Source organism: Rhizobium sp. 62_C5_N11_2 (assembly GCF_051811185.1).
GTDB classification, from domain to species: Bacteria; Pseudomonadota; Alphaproteobacteria; order Rhizobiales; family Rhizobiaceae; genus Rhizobium; species Rhizobium leguminosarum.
Genome location: NZ_JBPWPW010000001.1, coordinates 1555867 through 1572593, shown reverse-complemented (window position 1 = coordinate 1572593; position 16727 = coordinate 1555867). Strand labels below are relative to the sequence as shown.

Here is a 16727-nt window from a genome sequence, read left to right as displayed (position 1 = left end):
TTACTGTCCTGTTGCATCCGGCCTGGCGACCGCCAGCGCCTGTGTCATGCCTGCAAAGTCCTTCGACGCGATATGATCTGCCACTCTCAGCGCTTGGGCGGCGATGGTGAGCGCAGGATTCACCGCGGCCGAGGTGGGGAGGAAACTGGCGTCGACGACGAAGAGATTTTCGTGATCATACGAACGGCAGTACGCGTTCAGCGGCGCAGTCGCGGGATCGTTTCCAATGCGGATCGTTCCGCACTGATGCGAGGGCGTGCGCTTGTCGAATGGTCTCGACAGCACGATCGGAAATCCGATCGACTTCAGAATCCGCTTCAACTTGGCGACAAGTGCGAGGTGGGCGTCCCAGTTGGTTCGTTGCCATTGGAGAACAATCCGATCTCCATCCACCATGACACGGCTTTCGGGATTGGGAACGTCCTCGCTCATCGCATAGAAGTCGATGGCATGGCCCGTGATGAAGCGCAGAAGCCACTCCGGAGCCTGCGGCAGAGAGCCCTTGAGGACCTTTTCAGAGATGCGACCGAGGAGCTGCACGTTGCCGAGGGGCGGTCCGCCCTCCCCGTCGGAGAGATAGAAGTCGTTGAAGGCAAACGTCTTCTGGTAGATGGAGGTGTTCCTGAACCGCGGCGAGACCCCGATGACGGCGGACGCATTGTGATTCATGAAGTTGCGGCCCACCTGGTCGGAAGAGTTCGCCAGACCCTTTGGGAAGCGGTCGTTTTTCGAACGCAGCAAAAGCACGGATGATTGGACTGCCCCGGCGGAGAGGATCACGATCTTAGGCGAAACAGTCACCGTCTGCCCGTTCTTGATGTAGGTCACCTGGTCGATCCGGCTCCCCGCTCCAACGTCGAGCCTCGTTACACGCGCAGTGGTTTCGAGCCGCACGTTCTCGTGTCTCAGCGCCACTGCGAGGGCTGCAGTCTCGGCATCCATCTTGCCGTCCCGTGCGTTTGGATGCGCATCCCATGGCGTGCGTGCTTTGGAGAGCCAGGCGTCAAGATCCAGGCCGAGCGGTAGGGAAAACGGATGCAGGCCTTTCTGCTTGAGGCGCGCCCTAACATCGGCAATCGGCGCCTCGTCGGGGACTGGCGGGTATTCGTAGGCAGCCGTGTGGTGCGGCTCGGTGGGATCTTCGCCCAGACTGCCACGGACCTGATACATGCGCTCCGCCTGGCAGTACCATGGCTCCAGGGCTTCGTAGGGAAACGGCCAGGCTGGAGATACACCCTCGCGGTGTTCGATGACTGCAAAATCCTCTTTGCGATAGCGCGACAGCACGGCGCCGTAGAACTTCGAATTCCCGCCGACATTGTAATAGTTTCCGGGATTGAATCCCTTGCCGTTCGCCTCGTACCAGGTTTCCTTCGGTCGAAAATGTCCCCGCTGGAAGATCGCGCGTTGGTCGCGGTTGACCGGAAGGTCGGCGATATGATCGCCGGCTTCGAGGATCAATATCTGCGCGCCGGTCACGGCCAGGCCGGCCGCGACCGTGGCGCCGCCGATGCCTGAACCGATGATGACGATGTCAGGTGAACTGCTCATGTTAGCACCTGGCCATCACACGATCCGCGCCTGTGTTTCCGGATCGAAGAAGACGGCCTTGTCGAGATTGAATGCAAGGCGGGTGTTTTGTCCTGGAGCGATGCCGGTATCGGCGCGCAGGCGGGCGACGACGGATTTGCCGCCGAGCTTGGTGACGGCGAAGGTATCGGAGCCGGCCGGTTCGACCACCTCGATCAGGCAGTCGCCCTCGGTCAGCGAGCGCGCCTTGCGGTCGGCGCCATCGGGATCGGTCAAGGCCTCCGGCCGGATGCCGAAGATCACCTGTTTGCCGGTATAGGCGGTCAGGCCATTGTTGCCTGCGATGACTGGGAGCCTCAGCGGGGCGGCATTCGGCCGCTCCAGCGAGACTTCGAGCCCGCCGGCGCCGTTTTCGACGGTGGCGTTGAGCAGGTTCATTGCCGGCGATCCCATGAAGTCGGCGACGAAGATGTTGGAGGGGCTGTTATAGATCTCGGCCGGCGTGCCGAACTGCTGCAGCACGCCGTCCTTCAGCACGGCGATCTTGGTCGCCAGGGTCATCGCCTCGATCTGGTCATGGGTGACATAGACGAAGGTGGTGCCCATGCGCTGATGCAGCCGCTTGATCTCGGTGCGCATGTCGACGCGCAGCTTGGCATCGAGGTTGGAGAGCGGCTCGTCGAACAGGAAGACCTGCGGATTGCGCACCAGCGCTCTCCCCATGGCGACACGCTGGCGCTGGCCGCCGGAGAGCTGGCTCGGCTTGCGGTCGAGCAGATGACCGATCTGCAGCATGTCGGAGACTTGCCCGATCGCCTTGACACGCTCCTCCTTCGGCACGCCGCGGATCTCCATGCCGAAGGCGATGTTGCCGGCCACCGTCATGTTCGGATAGAGCGCATAGGACTGGAACACCATGGCGATGTCGCGCTTGGAGGGATGCAGACCGCTGATGTCGCGCCCGTCGATCTTGATATCGCCGGAGGTGATCGTCTCCAGCCCGGCAATGGTGTTGAGCAGCGTCGACTTGCCGCAGCCGGACGGGCCGACCAGCACGAGAAAGCCGCCCTTTTCGAGTTCGAGGTCGATCCCCTTGAGAATGTCGACGGCGCCGAAGCGTTTTCTGAGACCGGAGATTTCGAGGAAGGCCATGGATTACCCTTTGACAGCGCCCGCCATCAGACCGCGCACGAAGTAGCGGCCGGCGAGGATATAGACGATGAGCGTCGGCACGGCTGCGATCATCGCAGCCGCCATGTTGACATTGTATTCGACCACCCCGGTCGAGGTGTTGACGACGTTGTTCAGCGCCACCGTCATCGGCATGGATTCACCGGTGCCGGCATAGGCAGAAGCAAACAGGAAGTCGTTCCAGATATTGGTGAACTGGTAGATGACGGTGACGACGATGATCGGCAGCGAGTTCGGCAGCATGATGCGGCGGAAGATCTGGAAGAAGCTGGCGCCATCGACCTGGGCGGCCCGGACCAGTTCGGTCGGAAAGGCCTCGTAGAAATTGCGGAAGAACAGCGTCGTGAAGCCGAGGCCATAGACGACGTGCACGAAGACCAGATTGACGGTCGGATTGCCGAAGCCGAAGCTCAGGCCCGTGGCATTCTGCAGCGTCATGCCGAGGCGGCCGAGCGAGCCGAGGATCGTTGCCATCGGCAACAGCACCGACTGGAACGGGATGAAGCAGGCAAACAGCATCAGCCCGAACACCAGCGTGTGGCCGGGGAAGCGCCATTTGGTCAGGACATAGCCGTTCAGCGCCCCCATGATGGTGGAGATCGCGACAGCCGGCACGACCATCTTGATCGAGTTCCAGAAGTAGCCCTTGATGCCGGCGCAGGTCAGGCCGACGCAGGTCTCGCCCCAGGCCTTGACCCAGGGATCGAAGGTCGGCGATTGCGGCAGCGCCAGCATGTTGCCGTTCTGGATCTCGTCCATGGTCTTGAACGAGGTGGTCAGCATGACGAAGAGCGGCATCAGATAGAGGACGGCAAAGATCAGCAGCAGGCCGTAGATGACGGTGCGGCCGATCCAGCGGGTGTTGTTGCTGTTCTTGCTGTCGTTCCTGTCGTCGCCACCCTGCCGCAGCGGTGCGGTCGAGGTTGCTATTGGAGAGGTCACGCTGCTCATCGCGCCTTCTCCTTCAGTTCGGAATAGAGATAGGGAACGATGATTGCCGAGATGGTCATCAGCATGATGATGGCGCTGGCCGAGCCGACGGCCATCTCGTTGCGCTTGAAGGTGTATTCATACATGAAGTTCGACGGCAGCCAGGCCGAGCCGCCGGGGCCGCCCGAGGTCAGCGCCACCACCAGGTCGTAGGACTTGATCGCCATATGGGCGAGCACGATGAAGGCGGACAGAAAGATCGGCCGCAGCAGCGGAATGACAATGCGCCGATAGAGCTGGAAGGCGGAAGCGCCATCGATCTGGGCTGCCTTCATGATCTCGCCGTCGATGCCGCGCAAGCCGGCCAGGAACATCGCCATGACGAAGCCCGACGCCTGCCAGACGCCGGCGATGACGACGGTGTAGATGACGAAGTCCTTGTTCTTGATCCAGTCGAAGTGGAAGCTCGTCCAGCCAAAATGGTGCAGCGTCTGTTCCAGCCCGAGGCCGGGATCGAGGAACCATTTCCAGGCAACGCCTGTCACAATGAAGGACAGCGCCATCGGATAGAGGAAGATCGGCCGGAGCAGCCCCTCGCCGCGGATCTTCTGGTCGAGCAGGATGGCGAGGAACAGGCCGAGCGCCAGGCAGATGCCGACATAGAGGAAGCCGAAGATCGCCATGTTGGTGATCGAGGTGTACCAGGAGGACGGCGGATCGCTCTCGAAGGTCCAGCGCCACAGCCGCTGATAGGCGCGTGGCCCCGTCAGCGCATAGGAGGGAAAGGTCTTGGAATTGGTGAACGACAGATAGGCCGTCCAGACGATGAAGCCGTAGACGAAGATGATGGTGATGACGAAGCTCGGCGCCAGGACGATCTTCGGCAGCGCATCCTGCAGCCGGCCCCTCAACGAGATCGCCGTCGATTGTCTCGGCGTCAAAACCGGATCGGTGGTCGCAACGGTGCTCATGGAATGTCATCTCCTTCCCACAATCGGCCCCGCATGATCATCCCGTATGATCGGCGCGGAGCCTGACGCCTCCCCGCGAGCAGGCGGGGAAGCATTTTAAGTCGACAGTGGTCTCAGCGGGCGTCGTCGATCGCCTGGACGAGCTGCTTGACGGCTTCGTCGGAGGTCTTGATCTGGCCGTGGACGAACTTCGAGACGACATCCTTATAGGCATTGGCGATGGCCGGCGGTGCGCCGTAGCCTTGCGCCAGCGAGCCGAACAGCGTGCCGCCTTCGTTGGCTGCCTTCAGGTCGGCGATGCCCTTCTTGCCGCAAGCGTCGAAGTCGGTATCGGGAACGTCGGTGCGAGCCGGCACCGAACCCTTGACGACGTTGAAGGCCGACTGGAAGCTCTTCGACAGCGTTGCCGTTGCCAGCGCCACCTGGGCAGCCTTGCGGTCATCAGGGACGTTGAACATGCCGAACATGTCGGAGTTGTAGACCACGCTGCCGTCGGTGCCGGGGAAGCGGTAGCAGAGGAAGTCGGTATCCGGCGTCTTCTTGGCGGCGACGAATTCGCCCTTGGCCCAGTCGCCCATCACCTGCACCAGCGCATCACCCTTGATGACCATGGCGGTCGCCAGGTTCCAGTCGCGGCCCGAGAAATTCGGGTCGACATATTTGATGATCGTCGCCAGATTGTCGAAGGACTTCTTCATCGTGTCGGACTTCAGCGATTCCTCGTCGAGGTCGTTGAAGGCCTTCTTGTAGAACTCCGGACCGCCGGTCGACAGCACGATGGAATCGAACATCGTCGCTTCCTGCCAGTTCTGGCCACCAAGGGCGAGCGGGATGACGCCGGCGGCCTTGGCCTTGTCGAGCAGTGCGATCAGCTCGTCGAAGGTCTTCGGCTGGGTGCCGCCGATCTTGTCCATCACAGCCTTGTTGATCCACAGCCAATTGACCGAGTGGACGTTGACGGGAGCTGCAACCCACTTGCCGTCATAGACCGAGAACTTCTGCAGCGCTGCCGGAACCGACTTGTCCCAGCCTTCCTTCTTCGCCGTCTCGGTCAGATCGCCCATGACGCCGGCCTGGGCATAATCGAGCACGGTATAACCGAGCATCTGCGAGGCCGTCGGATAGGTGCCGGCCGCAACCATCGCCTTCAGCGCCGTCATCGCCGCATCGCCGCCACCGCCGGCAACCGGAACGTCCTTCCAGGCAAAACCTTCCTTCGAAAGATCCTGCTTCAGAACATTCAGTGCCGCTGCCTCGCCACCCGACGTCCACCAGTGCAGCATCTGTACTTCCTTCACGTCGGCGGCGCGTACGGACACGCTAGCACCGGCCAAAGCCAATGCGATCATTGCGGTCGTGGTCAAAAACCTGTTCATCGAAGAACCTCCCAGTTCAAGTTTGGAAGATGCGGGACCCATTCCCGCACCAATCACCCGCCCTCCTCGAGCGTAGTTCGGCCGCCGGCTAAGCCAGCTTTTCCGTCTGCGGCATCCACCAACTGGTGCGTTTGCCGATATGCATGTTGAGTGTCTTGGTCTCGGTGTAATCTTCGACCGCATGGCGGCCGAGCTCACGGCCAAGGCCGCTTTGCTTGTAACCGCCGAAGGGAAGTTCCGAGGCGCCGTCCATGAAGGTGTTCATCCAGACCGTCCCTGCCCGCACCGACCGGCCGATCGTCAGGCACGTGTCGAAATCGCGGCTCCAGACACCGGCCGACAGGCCGTAGTCGATGGAATTCGCAATCTTGATCGCCTCGGCAGACGTCTCGAATGTCAGGACCGAAAGGACCGGACCAAAGACTTCCTCGCGCGCCACGGCCATATCAGGGGTGACCTCTTCGAGGATCGTCGGCGACATGAACTGCCCCATGCCAAGATCGAGCGTCTCGCCGCCATGGGCGACGCGGGCACCGCCGCTCCTCGCCCCGGCGACGTATCCCGATATCTTCTCCAGGTGCTGCGGCGTGATGATGGCGCCCACCTGCGTCGAAGGATCAAGAGGGTCGCCGACCTTCACTGCCTTCGACAATTCGGCAATCCGCTTGACGACATCGGAAGCGATTGATTTGTGAAGGATCAGCCGCGAGCCGGCATTGCAGCACTCGCCGGCATTGAAGTATGCGCCGAAGACCGCGGCATCGACAAACGCATCGAGATCGGCATCCGGGAACACGATCTGCGGGTTCTTCCCACCCAGTTCCAGCGAGACCTTCTTCAGCGTCTGTGCAGCATTCGACATCGTCAGCTTTCCGACACCGGTCGAGCCGGTGAACGACACCATGTCGACGTCGGGATGGGAGGTCATGACCGCGCCGACCTCTGGTCCCGTGCCGGTGACAATGTTGACGACACCATCCGGAATGCCTGCCTGCTGCAGGATCTCGCCCAGCACGAGCGTCGATCCTGAGGTCAGCTCCGAGGGCTTGACGACGGTCGTGCAACCTGCGGCCAGAGCGAATGGCAGCTTCTGGCCGACGATCAGGAAGGGAAAGTTCCAGGGCGTGATGATCGACACTACGCCGATCGCTTCGCGCAAGACGACGCCCAATGTGCCATCGCCGAGCGTGTTATAGCTTTCACCATGGAGGTCGCGGGCAAGAGCCGCCGCGTAGCGCCATATGTCAACGGAGGCGGCAATTTCTCCCCGCACCTGCGTGATCGGCTTTCCTGCCTCGATAGCATCGAGAAATGCCAGCTCCTCTGCGCGCGCCGCGATCAGGTCGGCAGCCTTGAGCAGGATGGCGGAACGTTCGGAAGCGGTCATTCGAGGCCACGGCCCGAGGTCGAACGCCTTGCGTGCCGCAGCGATCGCACGTTCGGCGTCGTTCTTGCTACCGGTCGGAAACCGGCTGATCACGACGCCATGGCTCGGCGCGACACGCTCGATCGGATCGGAGGCACCAGCCTCCCATTTGCCATCGATGAGCATCTTGAAATCACGCGCTTTGTGGTCGCTGAGCGCGGTGGGGTTGACGAGCACCGTCATTACCATTCTCCCTTGAACGTTGCCGGGCGCTTCTCGCAGAATGATGCGACGCCCTCCTTCAGATCGCCGGTCTTCGCAGCGAGGATCGAGCCAAGGGCTTCGACCGCGGTTCCATTGTCTTCGCCGTTCGCCGATGCGATCATCAACTTCGCGATCTCGGTCGCAGCCGGCCCCCTTGCGGCGATCCGCTGCGCATATTCCCTGGCAGCGGTCACCGCGTTTCCGGTGGGAACGACCGCGTCCACGATACCCAGCAGGCGTGCTTCTTCGGCTGTGAATATCTCGCCGCCGAGCGCCATGCGTCGGACGGCCTGCGCCCCGAACCGGCGCACAAGACGCTGAGTCCCGGACCAGCCCGGGACCATCCCAAGGCCGGTTTCCGGCAGACCAATCTTGATCTGCTCCTCTGCAAGGCGAATGTCGGCAACCCCTGCAAGTTCAAGCCCTCCTCCGAGGGCGTGGCCGTTGAGAGCCGCAATGAGCGGCACCCGCAGGGTCGCCAGTCTTTCGAAGATACGGTGACCGTGCCGAACCCAGAGATGACCGAACTCCTGAGGCAACATTCCGCCCCAGGCCTTGATATCGCCTCCGGCGGAAAAGCCCTTTCCTTCGCCCGTGAGAATGGCAGCGCGCACATTGGCGTTGGCCTCCACCTCGTCGGCAGCGTCCACCAATGCCTTGAGCATGTCGAGGTCGAGCGCGTTCAGCTTCTCCGGACGAGAAATCGTCAGTGTCGCAACATGTCCATCGACATCAATTCTGACTGTTCCGCTAGCCATGGAAGCTGCCCTCCAGCGTCCGTGCCCCTTTGACCGGAAGCGACAGGCCGATGTTCGCTTCCCTAAAGAGCTCGGCATCCATCACTTTCAGGTCGGGCGCGACGATCAGCGGAAATTCCGACTGATCGAGGATATGGGACTGGAGATCGACACCGGGGGCAATCTCGGTGAGGACGATACCATCAGGCGTCAGCTTCATCACGCACCGCTCGGTGACATAGGTTATATCCTGCCCCTGCTCGATCGCACGCCTACCGCTGAAAGTGACGTGTTCCACCTCGTTCACAAGCTTCTTCAACTTGCCTTCCTTCTCGATGAGAAGAGATCCATCGGCGATCGAAAGCTTCGCTCCGGCATTGAACATGCCGGAGAAGACGATCTTCTTTGCCCGCGCCGTGATGTCGACGAAGCCTCCGGCACCAGCCGTCACATGCGGCCGGAACGAGAGCTTCGAGACGTTGACCGAACCGTCTTTGCCGATCTCGAGGAAGGACAGCAGCGAGGCATCGAAGCCTGCGCCCTGGAAATAGGTGAACTGATAGGGAGACGGCATGTAGGCGTCGGCATTGGAGGCGCAGCCAAAGGCGAAGTCGAGCAACGGCACCCCACCGACCGCACCTTGCTCGATGACCCAGGTGACGGCGCCGTGGAGCCCTTCCTCCAGCAGGATGCGCGGCACGTTGGCCGAGATGCCGAAGCCGAGATTGACGCAGCTCCCCGCCTGAAGTTCTTGCGCGACGCGACGCGCGATGACTTTCTGAACATTGAACTCCGGAACGCTGAAGCTATCGAGCGGGCGGAAGATCTCCCCGGAAATTGCCGGATCGTATTGCGTCTGCGTCGTCTGCTTCTGTTCCGGATCGACGACCACATAGTCGACCAGCATCCCGGGCACCCGAACGTCATGGGGTTTCAGCGAGCCTTCCTTGGTGATCCGCTTGACCTGGGCGATAACGATGCCGCCGTTGTTGCGTGCGGCCAGCGCCTGATCGAGGCCGCCGAGGTAGGCGCCTTCATGTTCGTATGTCAGGTTGCCGCGCTCGTCGGCGGTGGTGGCGCGGATGATGGCAACCTCAGGGACGATCGAGGGAAAGAACAGCCAGTCGTCGCCCTCGAAGCTGACGCGCTTGACCACCGCATGCTCCGAAGCCAGGCCGTTCATCGCGCAACCCTGCCGCTCGGGATCGACGAATGTATCGATGCCGATCTTGGTCAGGACGCCCGGCCGCTTCGCGGCGGCTTCGCGATGGATGTCGAAGAGGATACCTGAGGGGATGTTGTAGGCCGGGATTTCGTTGTTGGTGATCATTTGCCAGATCAGCGGCGGCTCTGATGACGACGGGCCGGACGGATAGGAACCACCGATGATGCGCTTGAGCAGCCCCTTCTTGGCGATATAGTCGACGCCCTTGATGCCACTCATATCACCGGCAGCGATCGGATGAAGGGTCGTGATATCACGGGGATGGCCGGTCGCATCGAAACGTTCACCAATCGCCTTCAGCATGAGATCCGGGCAACCGAGACCGCTCGAGGAAGACACCGTTACAACAGCGCCATCCGGGATCAGCGCGGCCGCTTCGGTCGGGGTGAGATGCTTGTTCATTGGCGTTACTCAGAGTCCTGTTTCGATTTTTACGCTCTTGCGGGCTCCGCAGCTCTCGCGAACAACCAGCCGAACCGATGTTGTCACAGTCTCCGCCTCGGCCTTGCCCGCATTGATCTGCTTGAGAAGCAGTTGCGCGCCGCGGCGCCCAATGCCCTGCGGATCGACCGAAACCGTTGTGAGTGCGGGAACCGCCGCCTGAGCCTCGATGACGTCATCGAAACCCACGACCGCGAAGTCGGAGCCGGGCTCCAGACGGCGCGCACGCAATCCGTCGCAAACACCGAAGGCTACGGCATCGTTGAAGCAGACGGCTGCCGTGGGTTTGTCGGCAAGAACGATCGCTTTTCCGATCGCCTCCACCCCGCCAGCTCGCGAAGGCGCCGACGAGATGACAAGTTCTTGGTGATAGTCGAGCCCGGCTGCCTCTATGCCGCTTCGGTAACCCGCAAGGCGGTCGTCGAAGACAGCGGTGTCGGGAAAGCCGCCGAGAAAAGCGATGCGCTTGTGACCAAGCTCCGCCAAGTGCTCGACCGCAGACACCATGCCAGCCCGGTTGTCGGAGACGACGGACGAGACTTTGGCGCCAGGCAGGCTTCGAACGACCACCACCACCGGAATCCCTGCCGCGACGAGTGGCTTGAAGTCTGCGGCATCGGTGGCGCGCGCCGGCGACACGATGAGCCCCGAAATACCATGCTCCCGCATCGATGCGACAACCTCGCGCTGCCTATCGATGCTCTCGCTGGTGTTCGACAGGAACTGCACGAATCCGGCCGACTGAACAACCATGTCGACGCCGACTGCCAGTTCCGCGAAGAAGCTGTTCGTCAGGTCGTTCACGACGACCCCGATGATCCTCGATTTGGCACTGGCCTGCCGAAGATTGGCTGCGCCGCGATTGTAGACGTAGCCCAGCTCGCGCATCACGGCATTGACCTTGGAACGCGTCCCCTCATTGACCAGGGAGGACCCCTGAAGCACCAGCGAAACCGTCGATTTCGAGACGCCTGCGGCTTTCGCAATGTCGATGACGGTTACCCGCGCCTTTGTCACGTCTTCCTCCCGACGCCAACGTCGAATGATTACCTAAATATTTGGAACGTTCCAATTCTGTCAAGCGAAATTTATACGAACCGCTATCTATTAGAAGCATCTGCGGCAAATTTCTGCCTCCCCGACTGCTGGAATCTCATCCCGAAAATTGGAACGGTCTAAAAAATGATCATAACTGAGAGGCATATGTCGATATTTTTCGACCTGGAGAATCGTGCGTGGCGCACGACCGACCGATGCGTTGGCAGCAAAAATGTAGAGGATTCAGGCTCGCCCGGTATTTCCGTCGAAGCGATCAAGGCGGCGTAATCGGCGGACCTTCTGGCAAAAGCAGGAAGGGCCTCTATTCTGTGTTGATAGACGTTGTGACAAGCCCAGTGGAGACCATGGAGACATGAAATTGCGCGCCGAGCTGACGGTTCTGCCGCCACGCGAACAGGCGCGGCGCTTGGCAGCGATCGCCGCGGTTTTGGTCGCACAGATCGAGCGCACCGAACCCGACGCGCGCGAAACCAAGGCCGCCTTGGCGGCAATCCGCACCTGGGGTGATGGCGGACGCCTGACAGGCCGGTACTTCTCCGACCTCATCTACAGCGACGATGAGCACGGGACGCTCCGCCGGCTCTCCGAGGCAGTGGGAAAGCCCAGCGAAGACGGCTGGAACGCGCTGACGACAGCAGCCATGTACGTCGCCTGGCTTGTTTATCAGGAGACAGGTGAACCCATGCCGAGTGATGTCAACGAAGTGGGAGAGGACAGCCTTGACCTTCTGGACGAGCAACTGGCCAAACTCGGCTGAAGTCCCCTCGCCGCTCGCTATTGCTCGCAGCTATTCCATGGCTCACATAACCGTCCGCATTTGCCTAGCGGACCTTCATCGGCTTCGTCTCGAGCGGGATGAGAGGCTTGTAGGAAGCGCCTCCGAGCTCCCTCAGGTGTTCCTGCTTTGCCTGGCAGATCAACTCGCTGTCCTGGAGACATCTGGCGGCGGCGGCGGCCATGACCTTGCCGGCCTGAAGCATTCCTTTATGCGCGTAGGAAGTCTTGCCCTGCGCAACCATCTGCCAGCTATGCGGAGGCGTTCCGTAGGCTGATGTCGCCATATAGACCTGTCCGGTGGGAACGATCCAGCTGACGTCGCCGACATCGGTCGAGCCATGCAGAAATGTCGGCTTTTCCTGAAACTCGTTCACATGTCCGGAGAGGATCGTCCCGCGCTTCTCGATGCGCGCTTGAACATCCCTCGGAAAAGTCCTCTGGATCTCCGCCGCGAACTCCTTCTCGCTGTTCGAGAAGGACGCTCCGCCGATCTTGTCGAGCTCCTGGTGAATCACACCTGCCAGCGTGGCGTTCGGTATCAGGTCGGCAGAGGCTGCATCGAAGGTGATTTCGACCTCCGTTCCCGTCATCAGTGCCGCTCCACGAGCCACGTCCTTGACCCGCTCGGTGATGTCCCGCACCTGATCCATCAGCGGCGCGCGGACCTTGTAGAGTACTTCGGCCTGCGACTGGACGACATTGGGCGCCTTTCCGCCGGTATCCGTTATTGCATAGTGAATTCTGCCGTCCTGGACGATGTGCTCGCGCAGGAAATTTGCCCCGACATTCATCAGCTCGACTGCATCGAGCGCGCTTCGCCCGAGATGGGGCTCGAAGCCCGCATGTGCGCTCACACCACGGAAAGTGAAATAGACCTGGTTCGTCGCCAGCATTCTTGCATGGTAGGCGAGGTTCTCATCCCACGGGTGCCATGTGAAGGCGACGTCGACGCCATCGAACAATCCCTCTCGGGCCATGAAGGCCTTTCCGCCGCCGCCTTCTTCGGCAGGGCAGCCGTAGAAGCGGATCGTACCGGCAAGCCCGAGTTCGTCCTTGCAGGCCTTGAGCGCGATGGCGGCGGCGAGCGAACCGACACCCAGCAGATTATGCCCGCATCCATGGCCGTTGCCGCCGGGGACGACGGGCTTGTATCCCGCGACGTCGCCCTCCTGGCTGAGATTGGGTAGCGCATCGAACTCGCCCAGGATCGCCACAACGGGCTGTCCCCTACCGTAGCTCGCGACGAAAGCCGTCTCGATTCCCCCGGCCTGGCGCTCGACTGAGAATCCCTCCGCTTCGAGAATGTCGGCCAGAAGTGCAGCCGACTTGTACTCTTCATATCGGATTTCGGCGAAGGACCAGATTTCATTCGCTGCCGATTGCAGCCCCTCCGCCTTGTCGGTGACAGCGCGCTCGATGATGTCGTTATATGTCATTTCACCAGTCCTGGAATTGCTTGATCTGCGACCAGCTCTTCCTTGCTTCCGGCCGGAAGCGTTGCTGCCACGGCGAGGGTCACGATGGCGCAGCCGATCATCGCCAGGAAGGCTGTCTGATAGTTCTGATCCGTGGCTTGCAGGATGGCGCCGATCGCTGTGGGCGAGACGAACGATCCGATCTGGGCGAGCGAATTGATCAGGCCCGTCGCGGTCCCCACGGAGTGGCTGGGGTAGTGCTTCATGATCGTCACGAACACGCTGATCGAGATCGCGTTCAGAAACACGTTTGAAACCGTCAGATAGAAGAAGGCCAGCGGGATGGATGTAGCGTTGGCCATCAGATAGATGAACACCGCCGACACCAGCGCGCCGATACAGATGAGGTACTTTTCCTTCTTGTGGAAATAGCGGTCGAGCAGCCAGCCGCAGAACAGGAAGGACAGGAAGCCGAGCGTCGGCGGGATTGCCGAGTAGGCGCCCATCGACATCATGCTCATGCCCTTGACCTTCACCCAATAGGACGGAAGCCAGGACTGGAGACCCCAGAACACGATGTTCGTGAAGAAGTAGCAGAGGGCGATCTTCCAGGTCAGCGAGTTCTTGAGCAGAGCCGTGATCCGGGCTTTTTCCGACTTTTCTGCCTTCGGCCCGACGGATATCGAAGCAGCGCCAACCATCGGCTTCATGATCAGATAGAGCAGGATCGCAAGGGCCAGTCCGACCAGGCCGAGGGTGATGAACATGACACGCCAGTTGAAGTAGGCGATCAGCGCGGTGGTGACGAGCGAGCCCACGGCAAAGCCCACGGACGCTCCCGACTGAATGACCGATTTCGGCCTGGCCATGCTCTCCTTTTTGAAGTTCTCGGTTATGGCCACCGAGCTTCCCGCCGGGAACACAGCCTCGCCCATTCCGACCAGAGCGCGCGACACGGCCAGCCCCATCGCGGAGCCGACCGCACCGCACGCGATCGTGCCGATCGACCAGATGCCGACTGCCGAGGTCAGGACCGAGCGGGTTCCTAGCCGATCAACAAGGTAGCCCCCGATGAGCTGCGTCAGAGAATAGGCGAGAAAGAATGCGCTGATGATCATCCCGGACTGTTCGGAGGTCAGGTGGAACTCGTCGACGATCGGAATGATGGCGATGTTGATCGCGGTCTTGTCGAGGAACCCGACGACCCAGCAGATGAACAGCATCGCGACGATAATGTGCCTGCGCTTGATTTGACTAAGCATGGAATGCTCCCCTTTTGAGCGTTTATAAAACATGCTTAATATGTGAGCAGCCGTTTTTGGATGTTGAAACACACATCACACTCAGTTTATTTGTGTGAAAAGATACATGGGTGCCACATGACGATCATGAACGAAATTGAGAGTTCGCTTTTGCTTTTGTCGAGCCGACCGCTCGTGAGCTGGCGGCGAGCTTCGGGTCGACCGACGATTCCGGACACCGACGCGTCGGAACCTACGATCACCTTCAGCCACCGCCGCGACGAGGACGATGCCATATTGACCGCCGATATTTCCTATTTTGCAGGGGCCGTCTGCGAGGTGCGGATTCCCGGCGCCCACTATGAAACCGTCTTCGCCCGCCTACAGAAGATAGTGCTTAGCGCGGTCATCCGCTTTCAGAACCGCGCGGTCCAGGCCATGAATGCCATCAATCGCAATGTCCTCGATTCTCTCGATCCGAACGAGATCAACATGAACGCGATCGAGCAGACGCTGAGTGTGATAGCCGCGAGCGATGCTGGCGTACTGAGACTTTACGACGAGGCGTCGGGTCTCCTCATTCCGGTGTCGCAGGTCGGCTTCGACGACGATTATTACAATTATCGCACCACGCCTCAAGAATCGATCTCCGGCAGCGTGTTCTCAACCGGAACGGCCGTCCTGCTGAACTCCCCGGAAGATATCAGGGACGCTCATGCGAACCTGCGTGAGCCGAACGTTCGCTTCCTGTCCGAACAGCGCCTCTCTCATAGCCTTATCTGCGTTCCCATCAGGACGGATACGACGACGCTGGGGACGCTGACAGTCATGTCGTTTCGGGAGGGGTCCGCCTATGGTGAATTCAGCGTAAGCCTGCTTGCAGCCGTCGCGACGCAGCTTGCCATCGCCTACAAGAAGTCGCAGGCCTACGAGTTGGCCGTCCGATCGAATGAAAGCATCAACCGGATGCGGCTGGAGATCGAAAAGCGCAATGCGGAGCTGGCGCGCTCGCTCTCGGCCCATGACGACATCCTCTCCATCTTCACGCACCACCGGCCACTCAGCGAACATCTCGAGGAAATAGCGACGCATTACGGCATCGATTTCCACTACGCCGATATTTTTGGAACGACGTTCGGGTCCAAGGAATGGAAGGAGCCGAAGACCACGGAGGCCGTCCTCGTGCATCCCGTCCGTGTCGCCGACGACGTCGTCGGAGCCTTTCGTTTCGAGCGCGGCGACAAAGCAAGCTATGCCGCTGCGATCTTGGGCGTGGTATCCGCTTTCGTAGCGCTCGAAATTGTCCGCAGCGCGTCACAGGACGAAATCCTCAACAGCAAGAGACGGAAGCACTTCGAGGCCTTGGGAAGGGATGATCTCGTCACGTCTGGCGGAGCCGTCCGGTTCGGCTTCCAGATCAGGAAGTACTGCCAGATCATCTTTGTCAGGCACGAGCAGGAGAGCGCCCAGAACCAGAGCCTGTTCCTGCAGAGAACGCTGCAGCAGGCATTGAAGGCGGCGACGATCCGCAACCAGCTGTCGTTCTATACGGACGAAGGCGTCTTCCTGCTGTTCTGCGCCGCCACCGAGGAAACCCTGAGGACGAACCTGGAATCCATCGGAGACCAGGCGGCTGCGGAGGGATGGTGTTGCGGGGCGAGCCTGATTCAAAGCGCGCCCCATCGTTATCCCGAAGCCGCCGCCCAGGCTGTCGAGGCCGCGCATCTCATGGGCATGCGGCATCGGCCGGGCATCCTCATGCACAGCGAGACCGGCATCGACAGACTGCTGCGCAAACAATCCGCTGCTGATATCCTCGAATTCGCAGATCAGATACTCGCTCCCTTCGAGAATGAAGCAAACGGCGACGCCCTTCTAAGGACCTTGGAAATCTACATCGAGAGCGGAAAATCAGCGTCCAAGGCAGCGGCCTCCCTCGGCATACACATCAACACCCTCTATCAAAGGCTGCAGCGGGCGCAGCTATTGATGGGCAAGGACATCGACAATAAGGACGATTATCTGCTGCTCAGCCTGGCGTTCCACCTGAAGTCGACATACGGTTCTCCGCAGCCTGCCGGCAGAATCAAAGCAGCTTCCGCTTGAACGCTGGTTCGCCTATCGCAAACGACAGAAGTATTCCGGATCAGGCGTGTGCTCCAGGTTTCCGTCGAGGACTTCCCGCCGGTAGACATTAGCGAAAC

Annotated in this window: 13 protein-coding genes; 2 read left to right on the top strand and 11 right to left on the bottom strand. The window is 60.6% G+C overall.

Annotated elements, in window-relative coordinates; translation table 11 throughout:
• The 9 genes from AB8B31_RS07975 to AB8B31_RS07935 all read right to left on the bottom strand — a co-directional run bounded on the left by AB8B31_RS07975 (nucleotide 1) and on the right by AB8B31_RS07935 (nucleotide 11048).
• Nucleotides 1–1551 carry a GMC oxidoreductase gene (locus AB8B31_RS07975; protein WP_018241682.1) on the bottom strand — a complete coding sequence of 517 codons (1551 nt, stop codon included), beginning with the start codon at nucleotides 1549–1551 and terminating at the stop codon, nucleotides 1–3.
• Between the two features lie 15 nt (nucleotides 1552–1566).
• Nucleotides 1567–2682, bottom strand: coding sequence for an ABC transporter ATP-binding protein (locus AB8B31_RS07970; RefSeq protein WP_018241681.1), 1116 nt, complete (start codon nucleotides 2680–2682; stop codon nucleotides 1567–1569).
• Between the two features lie 3 nt (nucleotides 2683–2685).
• Nucleotides 2686–3672, bottom strand: a complete 987-nt coding sequence (locus AB8B31_RS07965; RefSeq protein WP_018241680.1) for a carbohydrate ABC transporter permease — start codon at nucleotides 3670–3672, stop codon at nucleotides 2686–2688.
• Complete coding sequence (locus AB8B31_RS07960) at nucleotides 3669–4622, bottom strand: carbohydrate ABC transporter permease (protein WP_018241679.1); 954 nt, start codon at nucleotides 4620–4622, stop codon at nucleotides 3669–3671. Before AB8B31_RS07960 ends, AB8B31_RS07965 begins: the two co-directional genes overlap by 4 nt.
• Before the next feature lie 113 nt (nucleotides 4623–4735).
• A complete protein-coding gene (locus tag AB8B31_RS07955) occupies nucleotides 4736–5998 on the bottom strand; it encodes an ABC transporter substrate-binding protein (protein ID WP_018241678.1) in 1263 nt (420 codons plus the stop codon).
• Nucleotides 5999–6086: 88 nt separating this feature from the next.
• Complete coding sequence (locus AB8B31_RS07950) at nucleotides 6087–7607, bottom strand: aldehyde dehydrogenase family protein (protein ID WP_020572926.1); 1521 nt, start codon at nucleotides 7605–7607, stop codon at nucleotides 6087–6089.
• Nucleotides 7607–8386, bottom strand: coding sequence for an enoyl-CoA hydratase/isomerase family protein (locus tag AB8B31_RS07945; RefSeq protein ID WP_018241676.1), 780 nt, complete (start codon nucleotides 8384–8386; stop codon nucleotides 7607–7609). The genes AB8B31_RS07950 and AB8B31_RS07945 overlap by 1 nt, the downstream gene beginning before the upstream one ends.
• Nucleotides 8379–9992 (bottom strand): acyl CoA:acetate/3-ketoacid CoA transferase, encoded by a 1614-nt coding sequence (locus AB8B31_RS07940; RefSeq protein ID WP_018241675.1) that lies wholly within the window; start codon nucleotides 9990–9992, stop codon nucleotides 8379–8381. Before AB8B31_RS07940 ends, AB8B31_RS07945 begins: the two co-directional genes overlap by 8 nt.
• 9 nt (nucleotides 9993–10001) lie before the next feature.
• Nucleotides 10002–11048 carry a LacI family DNA-binding transcriptional regulator gene (locus tag AB8B31_RS07935; RefSeq protein WP_018241674.1) on the bottom strand — a complete coding sequence of 349 codons (1047 nt, stop codon included), beginning with the start codon at nucleotides 11046–11048 and terminating at the stop codon, nucleotides 10002–10004.
• A 394-nt stretch (nucleotides 11049–11442) separates the two neighbouring features.
• On the opposite strand from AB8B31_RS07935, the gene AB8B31_RS07930 reads away from it, so the two are divergent.
• Nucleotides 11443–11847, top strand: a complete 405-nt coding sequence (locus AB8B31_RS07930; protein WP_018241672.1) for an Imm6 family immunity protein — start codon at nucleotides 11443–11445, stop codon at nucleotides 11845–11847.
• Between the two features lie 64 nt (nucleotides 11848–11911).
• Here AB8B31_RS07930 and AB8B31_RS07925 read toward each other — a convergent pair whose 3' ends face one another.
• Together AB8B31_RS07925 and AB8B31_RS07920 are read right to left on the bottom strand one after the other, a co-directional pair.
• Nucleotides 11912–13303, bottom strand: coding sequence for an amidohydrolase (locus AB8B31_RS07925; RefSeq protein WP_018241671.1), 1392 nt, complete (start codon nucleotides 13301–13303; stop codon nucleotides 11912–11914).
• Complete coding sequence (locus AB8B31_RS07920; RefSeq protein ID WP_018241670.1) at nucleotides 13300–14544, bottom strand: MFS transporter; 1245 nt, start codon at nucleotides 14542–14544, stop codon at nucleotides 13300–13302. Before AB8B31_RS07920 ends, AB8B31_RS07925 begins: the two co-directional genes overlap by 4 nt.
• Nucleotides 14545–14661: 117 nt before the next feature.
• Here AB8B31_RS07920 and AB8B31_RS07915 point away from each other — a divergent pair, with 117 nt between their 5' ends.
• Nucleotides 14662–16629 (top strand): helix-turn-helix domain-containing protein, encoded by a 1968-nt coding sequence (locus tag AB8B31_RS07915; protein ID WP_018241669.1) that lies wholly within the window; start codon nucleotides 14662–14664, stop codon nucleotides 16627–16629.
• Nucleotides 16630–16727 lie beyond the last annotated feature (98 nt).

What these genes read in the sequence shown, in the direction of transcription:
- AB8B31_RS07940 (WP_018241675.1), bottom strand. Translation starts at nt 9,992, where the DNA reads ATGAACAAGCATCTCACCCCGACCGAAGCGGCCGCGCTGATCCCGGAT.
- AB8B31_RS07975 (WP_018241682.1), bottom strand. Translation starts at nt 1,551, where the DNA reads ATGAGCAGTTCACCTGACATCGTCATCATCGGTTCAGGCATCGGCGGC.
- AB8B31_RS07925 (WP_018241671.1), bottom strand. Translation starts at nt 13,303, where the DNA reads ATGACATATAACGACATCATCGAGCGCGCTGTCACCGACAAGGCGGAG.
- AB8B31_RS07920 (WP_018241670.1), bottom strand. Translation starts at nt 14,544, where the DNA reads ATGCTTAGTCAAATCAAGCGCAGGCACATTATCGTCGCGATGCTGTTC.
- AB8B31_RS07945 (WP_018241676.1), bottom strand. Translation starts at nt 8,386, where the DNA reads ATGGCTAGCGGAACAGTCAGAATTGATGTCGATGGACATGTTGCGACA.
- AB8B31_RS07950 (WP_020572926.1), bottom strand. Translation starts at nt 7,607, where the DNA reads ATGACGGTGCTCGTCAACCCCACCGCGCTCAGCGACCACAAAGCGCGT.
- AB8B31_RS07965 (WP_018241680.1), bottom strand. Translation starts at nt 3,672, where the DNA reads ATGAGCAGCGTGACCTCTCCAATAGCAACCTCGACCGCACCGCTGCGG.
- AB8B31_RS07955 (WP_018241678.1), bottom strand. Translation starts at nt 5,998, where the DNA reads ATGAACAGGTTTTTGACCACGACCGCAATGATCGCATTGGCTTTGGCC.
- AB8B31_RS07915 (WP_018241669.1), top strand. Translation starts at nt 14,662, where the DNA reads ATGACGATCATGAACGAAATTGAGAGTTCGCTTTTGCTTTTGTCGAGC.
- AB8B31_RS07930 (WP_018241672.1), top strand. Translation starts at nt 11,443, where the DNA reads ATGAAATTGCGCGCCGAGCTGACGGTTCTGCCGCCACGCGAACAGGCG.
- AB8B31_RS07960 (WP_018241679.1), bottom strand. Translation starts at nt 4,622, where the DNA reads ATGAGCACCGTTGCGACCACCGATCCGGTTTTGACGCCGAGACAATCG.
- AB8B31_RS07970 (WP_018241681.1), bottom strand. Translation starts at nt 2,682, where the DNA reads ATGGCCTTCCTCGAAATCTCCGGTCTCAGAAAACGCTTCGGCGCCGTC.